Here is a 17,221-nt window from a genome sequence, read left to right on the forward strand (position 1 = left end):
GGTTATTGTGGTGGTAGTCGTTTTTGGAGGTTGGCGTGTCTGAGTCTGTTACTACCCGCAAAAAAACTGCGGGCTGGTGGGCTGCCACCGCCCTGCTAGCCGCAGGTTGCATCGGTGCGGGCATCTGGGCTGTGCCTACCTGGTCTGAAACCCAACGTCTTGAAGCAGCAGCCGTTGCACCGGCGTCCTCAGCGCAAGTTCAGCAGGTAGAGAGTGCAGGCGAAGGCACCCCGGTGGATGCCGCCGCACTCACCGCAGACGCCAACGCTGTGCTTGACTCGCTGGGTCAGGGCACAGCTTCCGCTCAGATAGTGGACGCCGCGACCGGGCAGGTGCTCTACAGCCGCGACGCCAGTACCGGCCGCCTGCCGGCGTCCAACATGAAAATGCTGGTGGACTACGCCCTGCTGGCCACCGCACCACAGGCTCGTTTTAAAACGTCCGTAGAGCTGGCTGACCCCCAAACCCTCACTTTGGTAGCAGGCGGCGACACCCTACTGGTACCCGGCGAATCTGACCCCGATGCGGTCATGGGCCACGCAGGCATCACCACGCTAGCGCAGAAAACCGTGGACGCCCTCAAGAGCCAGGGCATCACCGGCGAATTAGCCGTCAATCTGGATACCTCTATCTTTGCCGGGCCTGCCCTCAACCCGGACTGGGCGCAGGAAGACATCGACTCGGGCTTCATGACGGAGGTAACCCCCCTAGCCTTCTTCTCCCACTACTCCCCCGACTCCAGCGGCAGTGAAGCCAGCATATCCCGCCCCCAGGACGCTCCCGGGCAGGTGCACGAACAGCTAGTGAGTACCCTTAACCAACTGGGCGCGGACGCCGGGCTAAGCTTCACCACAGGGGCAGAGGGCCCCAGCGGTGAAGGTGCCACCGAGCTGGCTGCCGTGGAATCTGCCACCGCCGCCCAGCAAAGCGCGCTGATGATGCAGCAGTCCGATAATTCCCTGGCAGAGGTGCTGGGGCGTAACCTGTCGGTTGCGCGGGGTGGGGATGGTTCCCAGAGTGATGCTCTTGCCCAGATTCGCGCCGTCCTGGGCGAGCAGGGTCTGCCCACTGACTACCAGCAGACCGATATCAGCGGTCTGTCTCTCAACAATAAGGTCAGCAATGAGTTGCTCACCGATCTGGCGCAACGCGCCGTCACCGGCACAGACACCGAACGCCTTGCCCTAGCTGGTCTACCGGTGGCTGGCTACAGCGGCACCCTGGGGCTGCCCACACGGTTTAACAGCCCAGAAGAAGTAGAAGCCCGAGGCCTGGTACGCGCCAAAACCGGCACGCTCAACAGCGTGCTATCGCTGACCGGCTACACCGTCACTGACGGCGGGCGAGTGCTCATCTTCTCGGTCGTCATGAATGATTTAGAGGACGCCGAAGCCGCCAAGAACGTGATCGACCGTTTTTCAGCAACCCTGACCAACCGCTAGAACAACAAAGAGCCCCGCACCTTATCTACCAACAGATAAGGTGCGGGGCCTTGTAGTAAAGGCTGTTAGCTCACCCAGGTGCCTCGGGTAGCAGTCCAGTTAATAGTGGTGCCGCTAGAAAAGCTAACGCGGATTACCCCATCGCTCCCCATAGTTTCGTCTGTGGTGGGGAAGCCCAGTGCGCTAGGGCCACCCATCGCGTACCAGCGAGCTGAAATTGCCCCGGTTTCCTGAATGGCTCTAGCCCCTGTTGAGGGGGTCCAATAAACAGAAGTGATGCGTCCGTTCTTGACGAAGTCCTGGCGCACGCTGCCCCAGAAATTATATTCAGAGTTCATGGGGTAGCCCCAACCGTGCTCAAAGCGAGCACCGGCAAAGCGTCCGCCGATAGCACCTGACCAGTAGACAGTATGGGCTCCCTGCTGAGGAGTCCAATAGATTGTACGGCTATTGGAGAAGTTCTGGATAGCGCCGCCATTGATGGAACCAAATTCGTTACCGGTAGGCTGGCCAAAGAAGTTGGCGCCGCCGCGAGCATAGTAGTGGTTCCCGATCGCTCCAGTGAGAGTGAAGGCCGGAACTTCTCTAGAGTCACCGGACTGGGCACCCAGATTGGCGGTAATGTTCGAAACGTAATCATTGGGGCCGCGTCCAGCCTGGTACTCGTAGATACCCACATTGCCCAGCACGCGCCAGGGCAGCGAAGTGCCGTGACCGTAGGCAAGACCAATGCCCATAACGTTTGCCTGGGGAGCCAGTACGGCGGCGCGGTGGGCGGGTGAGCCCTTCCAGAAGTTAAGCAGCACATTCAGGTCATCGTTATAAGAAAGGGCGATAACTTCGCGCACGAAGCTGTAACCCTGCACCTTGGGGTTATAGATAAATTCAGTTCCGTGGGAGAAGTAGCCGGCTCGCACCTGGCGTTCAGCCTCTGCCTGCATCACGGTAGCTACGGTGGCGGAGTGACGCACTGCCCTCAGCCCGTTCTGAGCCCTGAAAGCGTTGATGAGGTCAAGCAACCTCTGCTGGTCTGCTGCGCGCTGAGCAGCTGAAACGCTGCGCATGTCAGAGGGGGCTGCGGTAGCAGCGGTAACTGCGCCAGCTACTGCCAGGCCAGAGAGAGTAAGAGCAGCAACCTGACGGCGTGTAGGCCGCGCAGCTTCAAGAAGATTGTTCACGATGGCTCCGATTCGTTGCACCCTAAGGATGCGATGTGGTGTGTGTGCAATGTGAAATAACTGAAGACAACTTTATAGAATCGTGACCTAATTTTTATCATTTCGTGACATATTTATCGCAAAACAACACTTTTGGGGGCAAATTTATAAATGAAGATGGGCACAGGTTATCAATGTACACCCAAGACAACGCTTGCTTTAATGTGGAATCAACAACACCGGGGGAGGGTATCAAATTTCCCTTTTTCACCGGCGTGGCGCCGTCAAAACACAGAACCTGTCATTAAAAATTCGACAAGAAATCGGGCAAAACGGCTAACAGAAATTAATTAACCTTCTATTAAAAATAGAAAATGGTCGAACATACTTTCGCATTATTTTCTAATAAGAATATGGTTATAAGCCATCTCATAACCAACCCTTGATGTCTTTAAATACTTACTAAACAACGGCTCTCCGGGTCTCTCTACCGGTGAAATCACGCCCCTACGGGCGGCTCTAAACTGTCAGCCACCCTTGCTAGCCTTAGAGAAAGATACCAAGGAGCACCCATGTTCTTTACCGCAGCAGAACCTTCAACTACCACCGGTGGCACACCCCTGCGTCCGGTTTTTTCTGCCTCTGACCTGGTGAAGTCTGCCCAGTGTGAGTTCTCTGTTCTGCACATGGTGGATCAAAAACTGGGTCGGGTGCCCCGCGATGAGCCGGTGATCAACGAAAGCAGGGCCCGCGCTGCCGCCCTGGGTGAAGCACACGAGGCCAGGGTTCTCGCCGATTTAGTCTCTACCTACGGCACCTGGGACGGTGAGCGGGGTGTCTACGAGGTAGAACCGACAGCCACCTATACCCCTGAGGCTCTCAAAGATAAACACGACGAATCTCTAGCTACGCTCAGGGCAGGCGCAGATGTAGTCTTCCAAGCTTCCTTTTTTGACGGTGAATTTCACGGTCGCGCAGACTTTCTAGTGAAGCAAGCAAATGGTACGTATCGGGTGGTTGATTCCAAGCTGGCCCGCACCGCCCGCGTCACTGCCCTTTTGCAGCTGGCTGCCTACGCTGATCAGCTATCCCAGGCAGGCCTTGAGGTAGACCGTCATGCTTCGCTCATTCTGGGCAACGGGGTTGAATCTCTCCACAATCTGGGCACCATTACCCCTGTTTTTGAAGAGAAGCGGGAGCGTTTGAGGTTGCTGTTGAGCCTCCACTGCCAGAGTGGGCGCGAGCCAGTGCAGTGGCATTCAGACCCTGACTACGGCAAAATCAGCCGCTGCGGCGTCTGTGATGAATGCCTGCTGCAGGTGCAGGAGCACAGCGATATTATGCTCACCCAGGGCATGACGGCGCGCTCCCGCAATCTCCTGATAGAGCGGCACGGAGTGCGCCGTATAGAGGAACTGGCACAGTTGGCGGGTCAGCCTGGTTTAAGCGGCGCTGCTCGCAAGTTTGCCGAGCAGGCAGCTCTGCAAACGGGGCTGGCGCAACCGGACGCTTCGGCCGCCTTTGAGAGCGGAGGCCAGCAGCAGAGCGTGAGCTACAAGCTGCTCCCCAAGCATTCACTGGGGCAGCTGCCGTGGGCTAGCTCGGAAGATATTTTTCTCAGCTTAAGGGGCGACGGCCTCTGGCGTGATGAAAGCCGCCCCAATGGGCAACACTCCTGGGGGCTAAGCTACCTACTGGGCCTCACCTCCTATTCGGAGCCGGGCCAGGCACCCAGCTTCACCCCGGTCTGGGCACACAGCCGGGCAGAGGAAAAACAGCTTCTTCTCTCCTTTCTCAATGCCGTGCACCAAAGGCGCACCGACTACCCCGGCTTGCACATCTACCACTTCGGTGCACAAACCAAGAACGCTCTACGTCAGCTAGCGGCCCAGCACAGCCTGGGCGAGGACTATATTGCAGAGCTACTGCGGCATAACATTCTGGTGGACCTGTCTGAAGTGCTGCGTCGATCCTTACGGGTCTCTGCTGGCACGGCTTCCCTAGCAGGTATAGAACCCCTCTATATGCAGGGGCAGAGCCGGGCTTTTGAGATTCCTGAAGGTGCCTACACAGATTTAGGTACTGCCCGCGCCGCCGGTGATAGCCAGAGGGTTGCTGCCATTACCTCTGCCCTGGAAACCGATGTGCAGTTTGACGGAGTTTCTCTGCTGGGCCTGCGCAACTGGCTTTTGGAGTTAGCGGGGCGTGACGCCCGGGGCGAGGCCAGGCAGCCCGCTCCCCTGGTTGACGTCAGCGAGTTGCTCGTGCAGTCCGGTAAGGACGAGCAGGAAACTCAGGTGGAGCGCACCCTGCAACGCTTCGTAGCGGGCGTTGATGTGGCCGGTGCCCTTGCTGGTCAGAAGGAAGCAGTGGCTATGGTTGCTTCTGCCACCGGTTACCACCGCCGGGAGCGCCGCCAGTTTTGGTGGGACCACTTTGACCGGTTGACCGCTCCGGTCGATGACTGGGAAGAGACCCGGGACGTCCTCATTTTTGAGCGAGTTGCTGTGCAGGAGGACTGGCACAAACCTGCCGGTGCCCGCAGTCTCTCGCGGGTTCTGGCAGGCACTGCACGCCTGGCGCCGGGGTCTTCGGTCAAGGTGGGCGATAAGAACCTTTTTGCCATGTACTCACGCCCTCTGCCCGAGTTTTTGCAGCAGCAAACCCACCAGCAGGCACTGGAATACGCGGCGCTGCACGAGGGCGTCCTGCCAGCACCGGCTGAGCGGGCTGGTGCCTTTAACAGCGAGATACTCGACCTGGAAGAAGTTGAAGGTGAGGACGCTCTGGTGCGGATTAGGGTGCGTGAGAGCCTCAAGGGCTTTGGGGAGGGGCAGCCTGAGCATTACCGGGCGCTACCCCTGGCGCTGACTCTCTCCACCCCTATCCCCACAAAGGCTCAGGAAGATTCTCTCTTAGAGCTGGCCAGTGCCACCGCGCAATCCCTGCCTAACTTGCCCCAAACTGCCGGAACCGATCTGCTCCTGCGGGCGTCCCCGCGGCTGAAAACCGGTGGCCAGCTGCCGCGTCCGGTTGATTTCGCACAGACCCACGGCAGTATGGCGACGGCTCAGGCGATTTACTCGGCGGTGGCTGATCTTGACCGTTCTTTCGTAGCGGTTCAGGGCCCTCCCGGTTCTGGCAAGACCTTTGTGGGCTCCCATGTGATTGGGCGGCTCGTAGCTGAGGGCTGGAAAGTGGGCATTGTGGCCCAGAGCCACGCGGTGGTTGAGAACATGCTGCTGGGTTGCATCAAAAATGGCGGGGTTGACCCCGATCAGGTAGCTAAGGGGCTGGGTAAGAGCCAGACCCCGGACTTCCCCTGGCAGGAGGTGCGCAACCCTGAAGTTCAACACTTCATGGACGGCGCAGGTGGGCGAATCTTTGGCGGCACTGCCTGGGATTTCGCGTCAGATCGCAAGTTCCGCGCAGAGTCGTTAGATTTACTGGTGATCGATGAGGCAGGCCAGTATTCCCTGGCCAACACGCTGGCGGTAGCCCGGTCAGCTAAGAACCTCTTGTTGCTGGGTGACCCTGCCCAGCTACCCCAGGTCACCCAAGGTACCCATCCCTACCCGGTAGACGAGTCAGCATTGGGCTGGCTTTCTGACGGGCGCACGGTGCTCCCCGAGACGTTTGGCTACTTTTTGGATGTTAGCTGGCGCATGCACCCGGCGCTCTGCGCCCCGGTCTCTGCGCTGTCCTACGAAGGCAAGCTCAGTTCAGCACCAGCCGGGGCCGAGCGTCACCTCGAGACCTGGCAACCGGGGGTTTATGTGAGCGAAGTGGAGCACAGCGGCAACAGCACCTTCTCAGCCGAAGAAGCAGCGGAGGTAGTGCGCCTGGCACGCAGTTTCTTGGGGCATCAATGGACGCCCGCCCTCCATGACCCCGAGAGCACCAGACCCCTGGAGCCCGAGGACATCATTGTGGTGGCAGCCTACAACGCCCAGGTTGAGACTATTCGCGAAGCCCTCCTAGAGGCAGGCTTAGCTGATGAGGACGGCGGGGTGCGAGTGGGCACGGTCGATAAGTTCCAGGGCCAGGAGGCGCCGGTGGTGTTGGTTTCTATGGCGGCTTCCAGCGCCGGGGACTCCCCGCGCGGCACCGACTTTCTGCTGTCGTCCAACCGACTGAACGTTGCCCTTTCACGCGGAATGTGGGCGGCGGTCATCATCAAGTCCACTAGTTTCACCCACTTTCTGCCCGTCTCACCGGAGGCGCTGAGTCTTCTGGGTGGCTTCATCACACTCACCCGTTCGGCGCTGCCCCTACCGAGCTTTGCGGCGCTACCCAAGCGCCCTGCAAGAGAGCATAATTAGACCGGTACGTTACAAGGAGAGAGCATGGCACTAACCCCCACCCATCGATCACGATCACCCTACATTTTTCATTTTGATGGGCAGACCGTGGCGCTTGGTGAGCCTGACTTTTTGCGGCGTATCAACGACCGGCTCACCGAGCAGAGCTACACCACCCGGCCCACCTTCTGGGACCAGGCCTACCTAGCCGACTTGTCAATGCAGAACCCCGAGAACTTTAGCCCCGGGTTGGAGCAGTTTGGTGCGCCCAGTGATCCTGCCCTGCTCAACAGCGTGGGGGTGAGCTGTTCTCAAGAAGAATTCTGGTCTGCCATGTACGCCCGCACCTTCGCGTCCACCCCCTGGTCAGAGGGTGAAGAGACCCTCTACATGCCGCAGTTACCCAGCTGGCTAGAAAAGGCCCGCGCCTGGGTCTTTGACCCGATTGCCCCTTCAGAAGGCGCTATCGACGCCGCCGGCTGGGTTCGGGTGCGCGGCCGGGACGGCGGCGGTCAGCCAGTGGGGCTCTTTCAGCTGACCAGCCCCGACTCCTTCTGGGTCTTTGGGTCAGATGTTGATTTAGCAGGTGTGGTTGATCTCTGCCGTTCCCTAGCCAAACTACGCACCGGCTTTGACCAGATGAGTGTCTACCTAGGCTACGACCTGTCTTGTAGCAGCATTGCCCTACCTCTTGAATGCCGCCAACCCCTAGAAGAAGAGCTCTTCTTGATTGGCGTTGATACCGAGACCCTTTTCTGGGACGAGGGTTAGCTACCCGCGCACAGTCCGGCTGATTAGGGCATACTGGAAACCGTGTTTGTTCTAACCTTTATCGCCCGATCAGCCAGCTCCGATGTGTCCGCGCTAGCTCAGCGCTTGGAGCAGCTAGAGCCCACCGTAGGTTTTGCACAGACCTACCATGATGAATTGCAGGGCGCTTTCGATACCGCCCAGGACGCCCTGGCGGCCGCCCTTCTAGGTGCCCGTCACGGTGAATTTTGGGTAGGTCTCGGCGTCGGCGCTCTCACGCTGCCCCGTTTTGCTGCAGCTCTGGGGGCGGTAGCGACCACCGACTGTGAAGGTGCTGCCCTCAACGCTTCACGCGCTGCGGTGGAATTGGCGCAGACCGGCGCCCCTCCGCGCGGTATCTGCCTGAACGCCCAGGACCGAGAGAAGGCTGAGCAGGTCACCGGCCTGCTTCGCCTGCTCTACCGAGTTGCTGCCGCCCGCACCGACGCCGAGTGGCGCGTCCTTGACCTGCTGATTCCAGGGGTGCGCGGCCAGCAAAAAGCGGTAGCGCAGGCTCTGGGTATCACCTCGCAGGCAGTCAGCAAGACGCTAGTGCGTTCCCTCTGGCACGAAGAACTAGCCACCCGCCCCCTGGTAGAACATCTCATGGAGCAGTTGGACGCCGCCTAACCAACCGGCCTGTAGCTGCTGCCGCTAGGCAAGCAGTAGCGAAATCACCAGGATGACGGGCACCGCCCCGATGGTGGAGAGCAGCACGATGTCGCGGGAAAGACCGACCGCCACGTTGTAGCGCACCGCGAAGTTATACATGTTCTGTGCGCTGGGTAGCGCTGCTAGCACGGCGGCTGCGAAGACTTCCTGCGCATCAAGCCCGAAAACAAACTGGGCCAAGAGGTAGGCGAGCAGGGGCATCAGCACGTTCTTGATACTGGCGGCCAGAATAGTTTCAAGCTTTTGCCCGGGGGTATCGAGCAGACGCGAGCCGCGCAGGGACATGCCAAAAGCGGCTAGAATAAGGGGCACACCGGCACCACCTAGAATTCGCAGGGGTTCAAGCACGATATCTGGCGGGGTGAGCCCAGCGACATTGACCAGCAGACCGAGTGCCGACCCGATAATCAGCGGATTCTTGACCGGCTGGCTCATCACCGTGGTGAGCGAGGGGCGGCGACCGGTTGAAACGGTATCAAGGATGGTTAGCACAACCGGCGCGGCAATGAGCAGCTGAAAGAGCAGGATGGGTGCAACCTGCGCGGCGTCCCCCACGATGTAAGTTGCCACTGGTAAACCCATATTATTAGCGTTGATGTAGCCCGAGGAGGCAGCCCCCACGGTTACTCTCCCGGCACCCTTCTTCAGCAAAAACCGTGCAATCAGTGCGTAGAGCAGGGCAACGACACTGAAGCTGAGCACAGCGATGGGTAGCCGGGCAGAGAAGATAACGTGCAAATCAGCGTGCGCCATGGTGACGAACATGAGCGGCGGTAGCGCCACAAAGAAGGCGAACTTATTGAGTGCCAGACCCGAGTTAGGGGGCAGTATGTCCAGGCGGGCCACCAGGTAGCCGACCCCGACTACCACGGCAATAATCGTGAAACCCTCTAAAACTCCAACCACGCGGCGCCCTCCTTACTCTGCCTCTCTAGGCTAGCAAGGTGATCGGTGACCGGTTGCAAGGGTGACCCTTTATGACGGTGCTAGCTCTCAGGGCTTGAGGGTGCAGGTGCTGGAGCGGTTTTCTGCCACCAGACGGTAGGCACGCTCAGCAGTGGGGCGAACCAGCGGATGGGTGAGCAGGACGCCGGTAGCCCGCACGGGGGCATAGCGGCTGGTGCGCAGGGCTAAGCCAATGGCGAGCGCACCGTAGGCAACCTGCCCCTGCTCGGTGCGAAAGGGTATCTGCCGCATGAATCGTTCCAGGTGCACCCCGGCGTCCAGCAGGGTTTCTACCTCACCGGGAACCACGCGCGCGGTAAGCCCAGCGTGCGCCAGTATCTTGGCGGCACGCTGGCAGATCCCGCAGTCCGGGTCATAGAACAAGGTGCCGATCTCGGTCATGAGGCTCTACTTTCCCCAGGCCCTAGCGCCTATCACCCAACGTGCGAGCCGTAGATAACCTATGATGATGGGAAAACTCAGAACTCCTGCCCCGAGGGTCGTCCAGCCTACAGTCATTCTGGTCATGCCCAGCTCTCTACGGATACGGGAAATATAGTTGAGAGAGCTAAAGAGCATGACCAGTGCAGTAGCCAGCCCGGGGTTATAACGTTTCTCTCTCAATGCCCGCCCCACATGCGCTAGAGCATTCACCGCCAATGCCCCTGCAGCCCCCACCTGGGCTATTCCTACAGCGCGGTTGCGGAACGGAGCGCACAGGATGCCGGCAGACGTTAGGGTAATCAGCCCAGTGCCTACTGCCATATTCCGGGGAGCATAGTCTTCTGGCATTAACCCCACTCTGGCAAGTAACTGCGGCGAGACCGGCAGGTGGTCTTGCATATAACCTATTTCCTCAGCATTGTGCAGGCTGAAAATCCCTACCAGGGCTGGTGCTGAAGATAGGATTCTTACTTTCATCTTTTGGTACATCCCATCACTCAGTAAAGTCAGCGAGTAAGGGCATCTAGAGCAGTTCGCGCAGAATCGGCACGATGCCGTCCTCGTAGACACTGCCGGTGACGTCAGTGGCGAGCGCAGCGATTTCAGCCGGTGCTTGGCCCATAGCGACGCCACGGGCAGCCCAGTGAATCATTTCTTTGTCGTTGTAGCCATCGCCCACCGCAACGGTGTGGCGGGGGTCAACGCTCAAGCGGCGGCGAATCTGTTCGAGGGCTGATGCCTTCGAAACACCGTGAGCGGCAATATCAAGCCAGGCGCTCCAGCCCACCGCGTAGTTGACCCCGTGCAGACCCACATCGTAGATAGCTCGCTTGAAGTCATCGGGGGTTTGGGTTGGGGATGACACCACCACACGCACGGCTGAGTCCATAGCAGCCATCTCGGTGCGGGTTCTTTTCACGGTGTTAGCGCCAAAGGACCAGTCTTCAAAGTTTTCGGTGGCGTAGACGGTGCCATCGGGTGCTTCAAGAGCCAGAGAGGCTTCAGGCAAACGTTTTTTGATCATGGTGATGGCGTGGGAGGGGTCAAAGCAGACCCGGTCCAGGATGCGGTGACCGTCCTGAGCTGCGGGGTCAATTTCAAGGGTTACCCCGCCATTGGAGCTAATCGCGTACCCTCGGGTCATGCCCACCATATTCACGATGGGCAAGGTGGCGCCCATGGAACGTCCGGTGGAAATAACCACGTGGTGGCCAGCAGCCACTACAGCCTGGGCGGCTTCTTTGACGGCCTCACTCATAGCGCCATCGTGGTTGACCAGGGTACCATCGATGTCGATGGCCACCAGGTATTTGACCCCGTCTTCCTTCTGCCAGTTAGAGCGTCGGGGCGGGTTTACTTCTAAGTCTTTCATTGCAGCAATCACGCCTTTCAGTCTTGCATCTGGCTCTAGCCTACACCTTACTCCCAGGCGAACAGGGGGTGAAAACTGTGGGGCGGGCAGGGGTGAGGCGCCCTGCTCTAGACTGTTACCTATGCGCCTTGATCATCTTTCTGATAGCACCCAGAATTACCTCAAAATTATCTGGAGCATCACCGAGCACGCTGACGCCCCCGCCACCACCTCAGTGATTGCCGCGCGTGCCGGGTTGCGGCTATCGTCTGTATCGGACGCCGTGAAGCGGCTGGTAGCTGCCGGGTTGGTGGAGCACCAGCCCTATGGAGCGATTGAGCTAACCCAAGAGGGCCAGGCAGCAGCCCTGCAGGTGATTCGCCGCCACCGCCTCATTGAAACCTTTCTGGTGCAAACCCTGGGCTACACCTGGGATCAGGTGCATGATGAAGCCGAGGTGCTGGAACACGCTGTCTCTGATCTGATGATTGAGCGCATCGACGCTGTACTGGGGAACCCCACCCGTGACCCCCACGGCGACCCTATCCCTTCGGTCTCGGGTGAGATAGATAAACTAGCCGGGCTCACTTTGCAGCAGGCTAGTGAGGGCCAGCAACTGGTGGTTGAACGCATTTCGGACGATGACCCCGCCCTGCTACGCTTCCTCAGCGAGCAAGAGGTGGGCCCGGGAACGGAGCTGACCGTGCTTTCCCGGGACCCAGGCGGTCACCTCGCTCTGTCTACTAGGAGTGGGGTCACCTTTGCGCTCTCCCCTCAGGGCGCCGCCGCTGTCTTTGTGGCAACGGTTATCCCCTAACTTTTCTGCGCGGGCGCAGCAGGCCGTGGTGCGGGGCAAAGAGGTAGGCGCAGGCGAAAATAGCGCCCAGAGCCAGTACCACGGCACCACCGGCTGAAACATCCAGGTGGAAGCTAGCGTAGAGCCCTACCAGAGAACCCAGCACTGAAACACAGGCAGAGATGGCCAGCATGGGAGCAAAGCGGTCAGTCAGCAGGCGGGCGGTCGACCCGGGAATGACTAACAGGGCGACCACTAGCACCACTCCCACGATTTGCAGGGCCAGCACCGAGGTCAGCGCCAGGCAGACCAGTAGCAGCCCAGCTAAAAAACGGGGGCGAAGGCCAATAGCGTGAGCATAGCCTGGGTCGAAGGCATAGAGAGTTAAATCCCGCCGTTTAAAGAGCAGGGCTCCAGCCACCAGGATGCCCAGGACGGCCAGTTGAACCACATCAAACCAAGCAACTCCCAGCACGTTACCGAAGAGGATACTGTGCAGGTCAGTTTGGGAGGGGGTTACTGAAATCAGCACTAGCCCCAGCGCAAACATGACGGTAAAGACAATGCCGATGGCGGCGTCCTCACGGATGCGCCCCTTAGAGCGCACCGCCCCAATCAGCCCTACGGCTACCAGCCCAGCGACGACTGCCCCCACGGCGAAGGGCACCCCGGTCATGTAAGCGATCACCACTCCGGGAAGCACCGCGTGGGAGATAGCGTCACCCATCAGGGACCAGCCCATGAGAACCAACCAGCAAGAGAGCAGGGCGCAGACCAGAGCCGCTAGTACCGTGACGAGAAAACCGCGCTGCATAAAGCCGTAGGCCAGAGGGTCAAATAAGAGTTCAGTCATGGGCGCCTCCCAGGGGGTTCATGCCAAAAGCGCGTACTAAATTCTCGGGAGCCAGCACGGCGCTTGGCTCCCCGCTGAGTAGCACCTCATTGCGCAACAGCACAGCGGTATCAGCTAATTCGGCTAAATTGGCTAGGTCATGTGTAGAAATCAGGACGCCCGCCCCAGCGTCCCGAAGTTGACGCAGCAGGCTCATCAGCATGGTTTCACTGCGTTTATCGACTCCGGCAAAGGGCTCATCCAGCAGGAGCAGGCGGGCGCCCTGGGCTAAACCGCGGGCTACAAAGGCACGTTTCCGTTGGCCACCAGACAGGTTGCCGATTTGCCGGTGGGCAAGGTCAAGAAGATCAACCCGTTCTAGTGCTTCATCAACTGCTGACCGGTCTGCTGACCGTAAGCGGCGGGTGGGGCCCAGGCGCCCGTATCGCCCCATCGAGACCACATCTCGCACTGACACCGGGAAGGTGAAGTCGATGTCCTCACTCTGGGGCACGTAACTAACCAGGCCCAGCTTGCGAGCCTGTGCGGGTGTTTGACCGTCAATGAGCACCTGCCCCTCAGCCGGGGTGACTCCCATGATCGCTTTAAAGAGAGTGGATTTACCGGAGCCGTTCATGCCCACCAACCCGCAGATTTCACCGGGCTGGACGCTCAGTGAGGCATGCTGGAGGGCCTGCACCTCGCCGTAGTTCACGGTCAAACCCTGAGCATCGAGCAGGGGCTCGGTAGGCTGCGCGCCGCTACTACTGGGCGCAGGAAACTTACTGGCCGAGCGCACGAGCAATCACCTCCGCATCATGGCGTATTAAATCCAAGTAGGTAGGCACGTCTCCGCCCTCCTGCGATAGGGAGTCAACATAGAGCTCACCGGCGTAGGTAGCACCAGATTCAGCGGCAACCTGCCTCATGGTATCTGCGGGCACGGTGGTCTCGCAGAAGACAGCAGGCACCTGTTGCTCCTTTACAAAGGTTGCTACCTCGGCCACTCGGCCGGCTGAGGGATTACCATCGCTGTTCACTGCCCAGAGGTACTTCTCGGTTAGCCCCGCATCCGCTGCCAGGTAGGAGAAGGCGCCCTCGCAGGTCACTAAGGCGCGTTGGTTCTGCGGCAGGGCACCCAGGTCAGTGACCAGCCGGTCATGTACGGCCTGCAGCTCCTGCTTGTAGGCGCTGGCATTCGCTTCGAAGTCAGCAGCGTGTTGGGGGTCAAGCTCGGCAAAAGCAGCGGCAATATTGTCCACATACATTTGGGCAGCTAGCGGGCTCATCCAGGCATGGGGGTTGGGCTTATCAGCTGAGCCGCCTTCTGCGATGCCGATAGTCTGAACACCTTCAGAGGCCGTCACACTGTTCGCATCGGCGTCCTGCAAAAACTGCTCTAACCAGGCCTCCAGATGCAAGCCATTGGCGAGAATGAGGTCAGCATCTGCTGCCTTTCTCACGTCAGATGGCACCGGGTCATAGTCGTGAATTTCAACCCCTGGCTTGGTTAAAGACTGCACCTCTAGGTGCTCGCCCGCCACGTTTTGGGCGATATCGGCTAGGACGGTGAAGGTAGCTAGCACGGTGGGTTTGCCGCTATCGGCAGGTTCAACGGTGGAGCAGGCAGTCGCTAGCCCGGTGATCGCTACTAGGCAGGTTATGAGAAAAGTACGCGCTGAAATGAGCGTTTGCCACCAATGAGTCATGGGCATTTTGTCCCTTCGGGGGTTAGGCAGGGCCTTGCGGGGTGCGTCCTTGCAGCCGGTTAAGTCTTCATGCCTGTGTGCCTCCATCATAAGTTCGCCTCAACGAACTTTCAAATTTCGGGGCAGAAAATAGCGCGGCGCCCCTTCATACGGTGATGAAAGGACGCCGCGCTACTACTATTCAGCTACCCTTTAGGATGCTACCGGGATGACCTCTAGGCCACCCATGTAGGGGCGAAGTGCCTCGGGGATGCGCACTGAGCCGTCTGCCTGCTGATGAGTCTCGAGAATCGCAACCAGCCAGCGGGTGGTTGCCAGGGTGCCGTTGAGCGTGGCCACCGAGCGGGTGCCACCCTTCTTGCTCTTACCCTCAGCAGTCACGGTGTCAGCCTGGCGCTCACGTACGTTCAGGCGGCGTGCCTGGTAGGTGGTGCAGTTGGAGGTCGAGGTCAGCTCGCGGAAAGCGCCCTGGGTGGGAACCCATGCTTCGCAGTCAAACTTGCGGGCAGCGGATGAGCCCAGGTCGCCGGCGGCGGTGTCGATGACGCGGTAGGATAGCTCGCACTTAGCCAGCATTTCCTCTTCCCAGGCCAGCATCTTGGTGTGCATCTCTTCCGCCTCTTCAACGGGGCAGTAGACAAACATCTCTGCCTTGTTGAACTGGTGCACACGAATGATACCGCGGGTGTCCTTGCCAGCTGAGCCAGCTTCACGGCGGTAGCAGGAGGACCAGCCCAGGTACTTGAGGGGGCCGTTCTTAAAGTCAAGAATTTCATCGGCGTGGTAGCCAGCGAGCGCCACCTCAGAGGTACCCACCAGGTAGAGGTCATCGCGCTCTAGGCGGTAAATCTCATCGTCGTGCTCCACGTTGAAGCCGGTGCCGTTCATGGTTTCGGGGCGCACCAGGGTGGGGGTGGTCATCATGGTGAAACCGTTGGCGGTTGCCTGATCAAGTGCCATCCACATCAGAGCCTGCTCCAGGCGGGCTACATGGCCTTTGAGGAAGTAGAAGCGAGAACCTGATACCTTTGCGCCGCGCGCCATATCGATACCGTCCACCAGTTCACCGATTTCTAGGTGGTCACGGGGTTCGAAGCCTTCCGTTTTGAAGTTGCGGGGCTCACCTACAGTCTTGACGACGGTGTAGTCATCTTCACCGCCGGCAGGGATGCCGTCAATAATCAGGTTAGCCACTGAGCTCACCAGGGTTTCCTGGCGTTCCTGGGCTGCTTCGCTAGCTGCCTTAGCCTCTGAAACCTTCTGTGAAAGCTCCTTTACCTCAGCCAGCAGTGCCTGCTTCTCTTCTTTATCTGCCTTGCCAATCTTCTTTGAGAAGACGTTCTGCTCGGCACGCAGGGCCTCAAATTCAGAGATTTTCTGGCGGCGAGTGGTGTCAGCTTCCAGAATCTGGTCGATGAGGGCTTCATCGGCGCCACGGGCACGCTGGGAGGCGCGGAAGACGTCGGGGTTTTCGCGGAGGAGGTTAATGTCGATCATGCTCTTAAATTTACCGCAGTTTTAGGGTAGCGCTGGTTTTAAACGGGGCGAGCGCCGTCAAGAAGACGCCCGTAGCGTACTGCACTCCACAAGTAACATCTTTTCAGTATGCTGAACATATGGTTTCCCGTTCAACAATTCTTGTGGCTTCAGTAACTGGTGCTGGGGTGGCCGCCGCGGCGTCCGCTCTCTTGATACGCTGGGCAAGACTGGCCCGCCCGGATCTCTTCCCGGTCTACCGCCCCCTCCACCGCATGATTGAACCGGGTGAACCGCGGCAGGTAGCGGTGATATATAACCCCACTAAAACCCGGGCGGAGGCAGCGGTACGCATGATTACCGCCGAGCTGGGTTTCGCTAATTGGCCGCGCGCTTTCTTCTATGAAACCACCCTTGAGGATCCCGGCACAGGCCTCGCTCAGCAAGCGGTCAAAGACGGCGCCGACATCGTGATTGCTGTGGGCGGCGATGGCACCGTGCGCGCCGTAGCCAACGGGCTAGCTGGTACGGACGCCCGGTTGGGTCTGGTGCCCCTGGGCACCGGCAATCTGCTGGCACGTAACCTTGAGCTTGATATCTCTGACCTCAACGGCTGCATTAACGTAGCTCTGCACGGCACCAGCCAGGCCATCGATATGATTCATCTCGAACTAACCGGGCACGGTAAGGAGCTCGACCCCATCGACTACCTTGTCATGGGTGGCGCGGGATTCGACGCCCAAATTATGACCGACACCCGCGAGGATTTAAAGGCAAAAATCGGCTGGTTAGCCTACGTAGGTGCCAGCTTCAAACATGTCTTTACCCGCCGCCGCCCCGCACTGATTTCTGTGGACGGCGGAGCCCCCTTTACCCGTAAAATCCGCACCGTCCTGATTGCCAACTGCGGCAAGATCCAGGGTGGTCTGAATCTGGCCTCGGTTGCTGAAGCCTCAGACGGGCATCTTGAGGTCATTGTGCTGACCCCGCGTAACGTGGTCAGCTGGCTACGCCTAGCTGGGCAGTACATCACCCGCCGCCCCCATACCCGCTTCCCCGTCGTAGAGCACTTCGTGGGCACAAGCGTGACAGTAGACTTCCCCCGCCACCCCCTACCCGTCGAGGTGGACGGAGATGTGCTGGGCGAAGTTGACTCGATGACAGCCACGGTGGTTCCCGGCGCCGTTAACGTTAATGTTTACCCCGAAGAGCTTGAGATCCGCACCCTCTCTGACTTGGTCGAAGCGCGCGAAGACCTGGTGGAACAACAGGTGCGCTGGTGGCAGAGGCTATTGCGGCTCTAACGG

Annotated in this window: 15 protein-coding genes; 6 read left to right on the top strand and 9 right to left on the bottom strand. The window is 59.2% G+C overall.

Translation table 11 applies throughout. The annotated features are described in order from the left end of the window. Positions 1–35: 35 nt before the first annotated feature. Complete coding sequence (locus L6990_RS04760; RefSeq protein ID WP_237202925.1) at positions 36–1,442, top strand: D-alanyl-D-alanine carboxypeptidase/D-alanyl-D-alanine-endopeptidase; 1,407 nt, start codon at positions 36–38, stop codon at positions 1,440–1,442. 65 nt (positions 1,443–1,507) lie between these two features. Here the strand turns inward: L6990_RS04760 and L6990_RS04765 are convergent, their stop codons facing one another. Beyond that, a complete protein-coding gene (locus tag L6990_RS04765; RefSeq protein WP_237202926.1) occupies positions 1,508–2,620 on the bottom strand; it encodes a CAP domain-containing protein in 1,113 nt (370 codons plus the stop codon). 551 nt (positions 2,621–3,171) lie between these two features. On the opposite strand from L6990_RS04765, the gene L6990_RS04770 reads away from it, so the two are divergent. The 3 genes from L6990_RS04770 to L6990_RS04780 are packed head-to-tail and all read left to right on the top strand — an operon-like array spanning position 3,172 to position 8,319. After that, the gene (locus L6990_RS04770; protein WP_237202927.1) at positions 3,172–6,921 is read left to right on the top strand and encodes an AAA domain-containing protein; all 3,750 of its coding nucleotides are present in this window, start codon (positions 3,172–3,174) and stop codon (positions 6,919–6,921) included. A gap of 24 nt (positions 6,922–6,945) precedes the next feature. Further along, a complete protein-coding gene (locus tag L6990_RS04775) occupies positions 6,946–7,671 on the top strand; it encodes a hypothetical protein (RefSeq protein ID WP_237202928.1) in 726 nt (241 codons plus the stop codon). Positions 7,672–7,713: 42 nt separating this feature from the next. Beyond that, complete coding sequence (locus L6990_RS04780; RefSeq protein ID WP_237202929.1) at positions 7,714–8,319, top strand: recombinase RecJ; 606 nt, start codon at positions 7,714–7,716, stop codon at positions 8,317–8,319. 24 nt (positions 8,320–8,343) lie between these two features. Here L6990_RS04780 and L6990_RS04785 read toward each other — a convergent pair whose 3' ends face one another. The 4 genes from L6990_RS04785 to L6990_RS04800 form a co-directional block, all read right to left on the bottom strand. Then, positions 8,344–9,267: an AEC family transporter gene (locus L6990_RS04785; RefSeq protein WP_237202930.1), complete on the bottom strand. Its 924-nt coding sequence runs from the start codon at positions 9,265–9,267 to the stop codon at positions 8,344–8,346. An 87-nt stretch (positions 9,268–9,354) separates the two neighbouring features. Then, positions 9,355–9,708, bottom strand: coding sequence for a thiol-disulfide oxidoreductase DCC family protein (locus tag L6990_RS04790; protein ID WP_237202931.1), 354 nt, complete (start codon positions 9,706–9,708; stop codon positions 9,355–9,357). Positions 9,709–9,714: 6 nt separating this feature from the next. Then, positions 9,715–10,239 (bottom strand): HXXEE domain-containing protein, encoded by a 525-nt coding sequence (locus L6990_RS04795; protein WP_336604468.1) that lies wholly within the window; start codon positions 10,237–10,239, stop codon positions 9,715–9,717. Positions 10,240–10,273: 34 nt separating this feature from the next. After that, a complete protein-coding gene (locus L6990_RS04800; RefSeq protein WP_237202932.1) occupies positions 10,274–11,134 on the bottom strand; it encodes an HAD family hydrolase in 861 nt (286 codons plus the stop codon). Between the two features lie 109 nt (positions 11,135–11,243). Between L6990_RS04800 and L6990_RS04805 the strand changes: the two genes are divergently transcribed. Next, the gene (locus L6990_RS04805) at positions 11,244–11,918 is read left to right on the top strand and encodes a metal-dependent transcriptional regulator (RefSeq protein ID WP_237202933.1); all 675 of its coding nucleotides are present in this window, start codon (positions 11,244–11,246) and stop codon (positions 11,916–11,918) included. Here the strand turns inward: L6990_RS04805 and L6990_RS04810 are convergent. The 4 genes from L6990_RS04810 to serS form a co-directional block, all read right to left on the bottom strand. After that, positions 11,908–12,750, bottom strand: coding sequence for a metal ABC transporter permease (locus L6990_RS04810; RefSeq protein WP_237202934.1), 843 nt, complete (start codon positions 12,748–12,750; stop codon positions 11,908–11,910). The two genes, L6990_RS04805 and L6990_RS04810, sit on opposite strands and share 11 nt — an antisense overlap. Continuing rightward, a complete protein-coding gene (locus L6990_RS04815) occupies positions 12,743–13,528 on the bottom strand; it encodes a metal ABC transporter ATP-binding protein (RefSeq protein WP_237202935.1) in 786 nt (261 codons plus the stop codon). Before L6990_RS04815 ends, L6990_RS04810 begins: the two co-directional genes overlap by 8 nt. Further along, positions 13,512–14,438 carry a metal ABC transporter substrate-binding protein gene (locus tag L6990_RS04820; RefSeq protein WP_237202936.1) on the bottom strand — a complete coding sequence of 309 codons (927 nt, stop codon included), beginning with the start codon at positions 14,436–14,438 and terminating at the stop codon, positions 13,512–13,514. Before L6990_RS04820 ends, L6990_RS04815 begins: the two co-directional genes overlap by 17 nt. A 192-nt stretch (positions 14,439–14,630) precedes the next feature. Further along, entirely contained in the window at positions 14,631–15,935 is a 1,305-nt protein-coding gene (gene serS / locus L6990_RS04825) for a serine--tRNA ligase (protein WP_237202937.1), read from the bottom strand. A 143-nt stretch (positions 15,936–16,078) separates the two neighbouring features. Between serS and L6990_RS04830 the strand changes: the two genes are divergently transcribed. Continuing rightward, a complete protein-coding gene (locus tag L6990_RS04830) occupies positions 16,079–17,218 on the top strand; it encodes a diacylglycerol/lipid kinase family protein (protein ID WP_237202938.1) in 1,140 nt (379 codons plus the stop codon). Positions 17,219–17,221: the final 3 nt, after the last annotated feature.

The organism is Rothia endophytica (assembly GCF_928381505.1).
GTDB classification, from domain to species: Bacteria; Actinomycetota; Actinomycetes; order Actinomycetales; family Micrococcaceae; genus Rothia; species Rothia endophytica_A.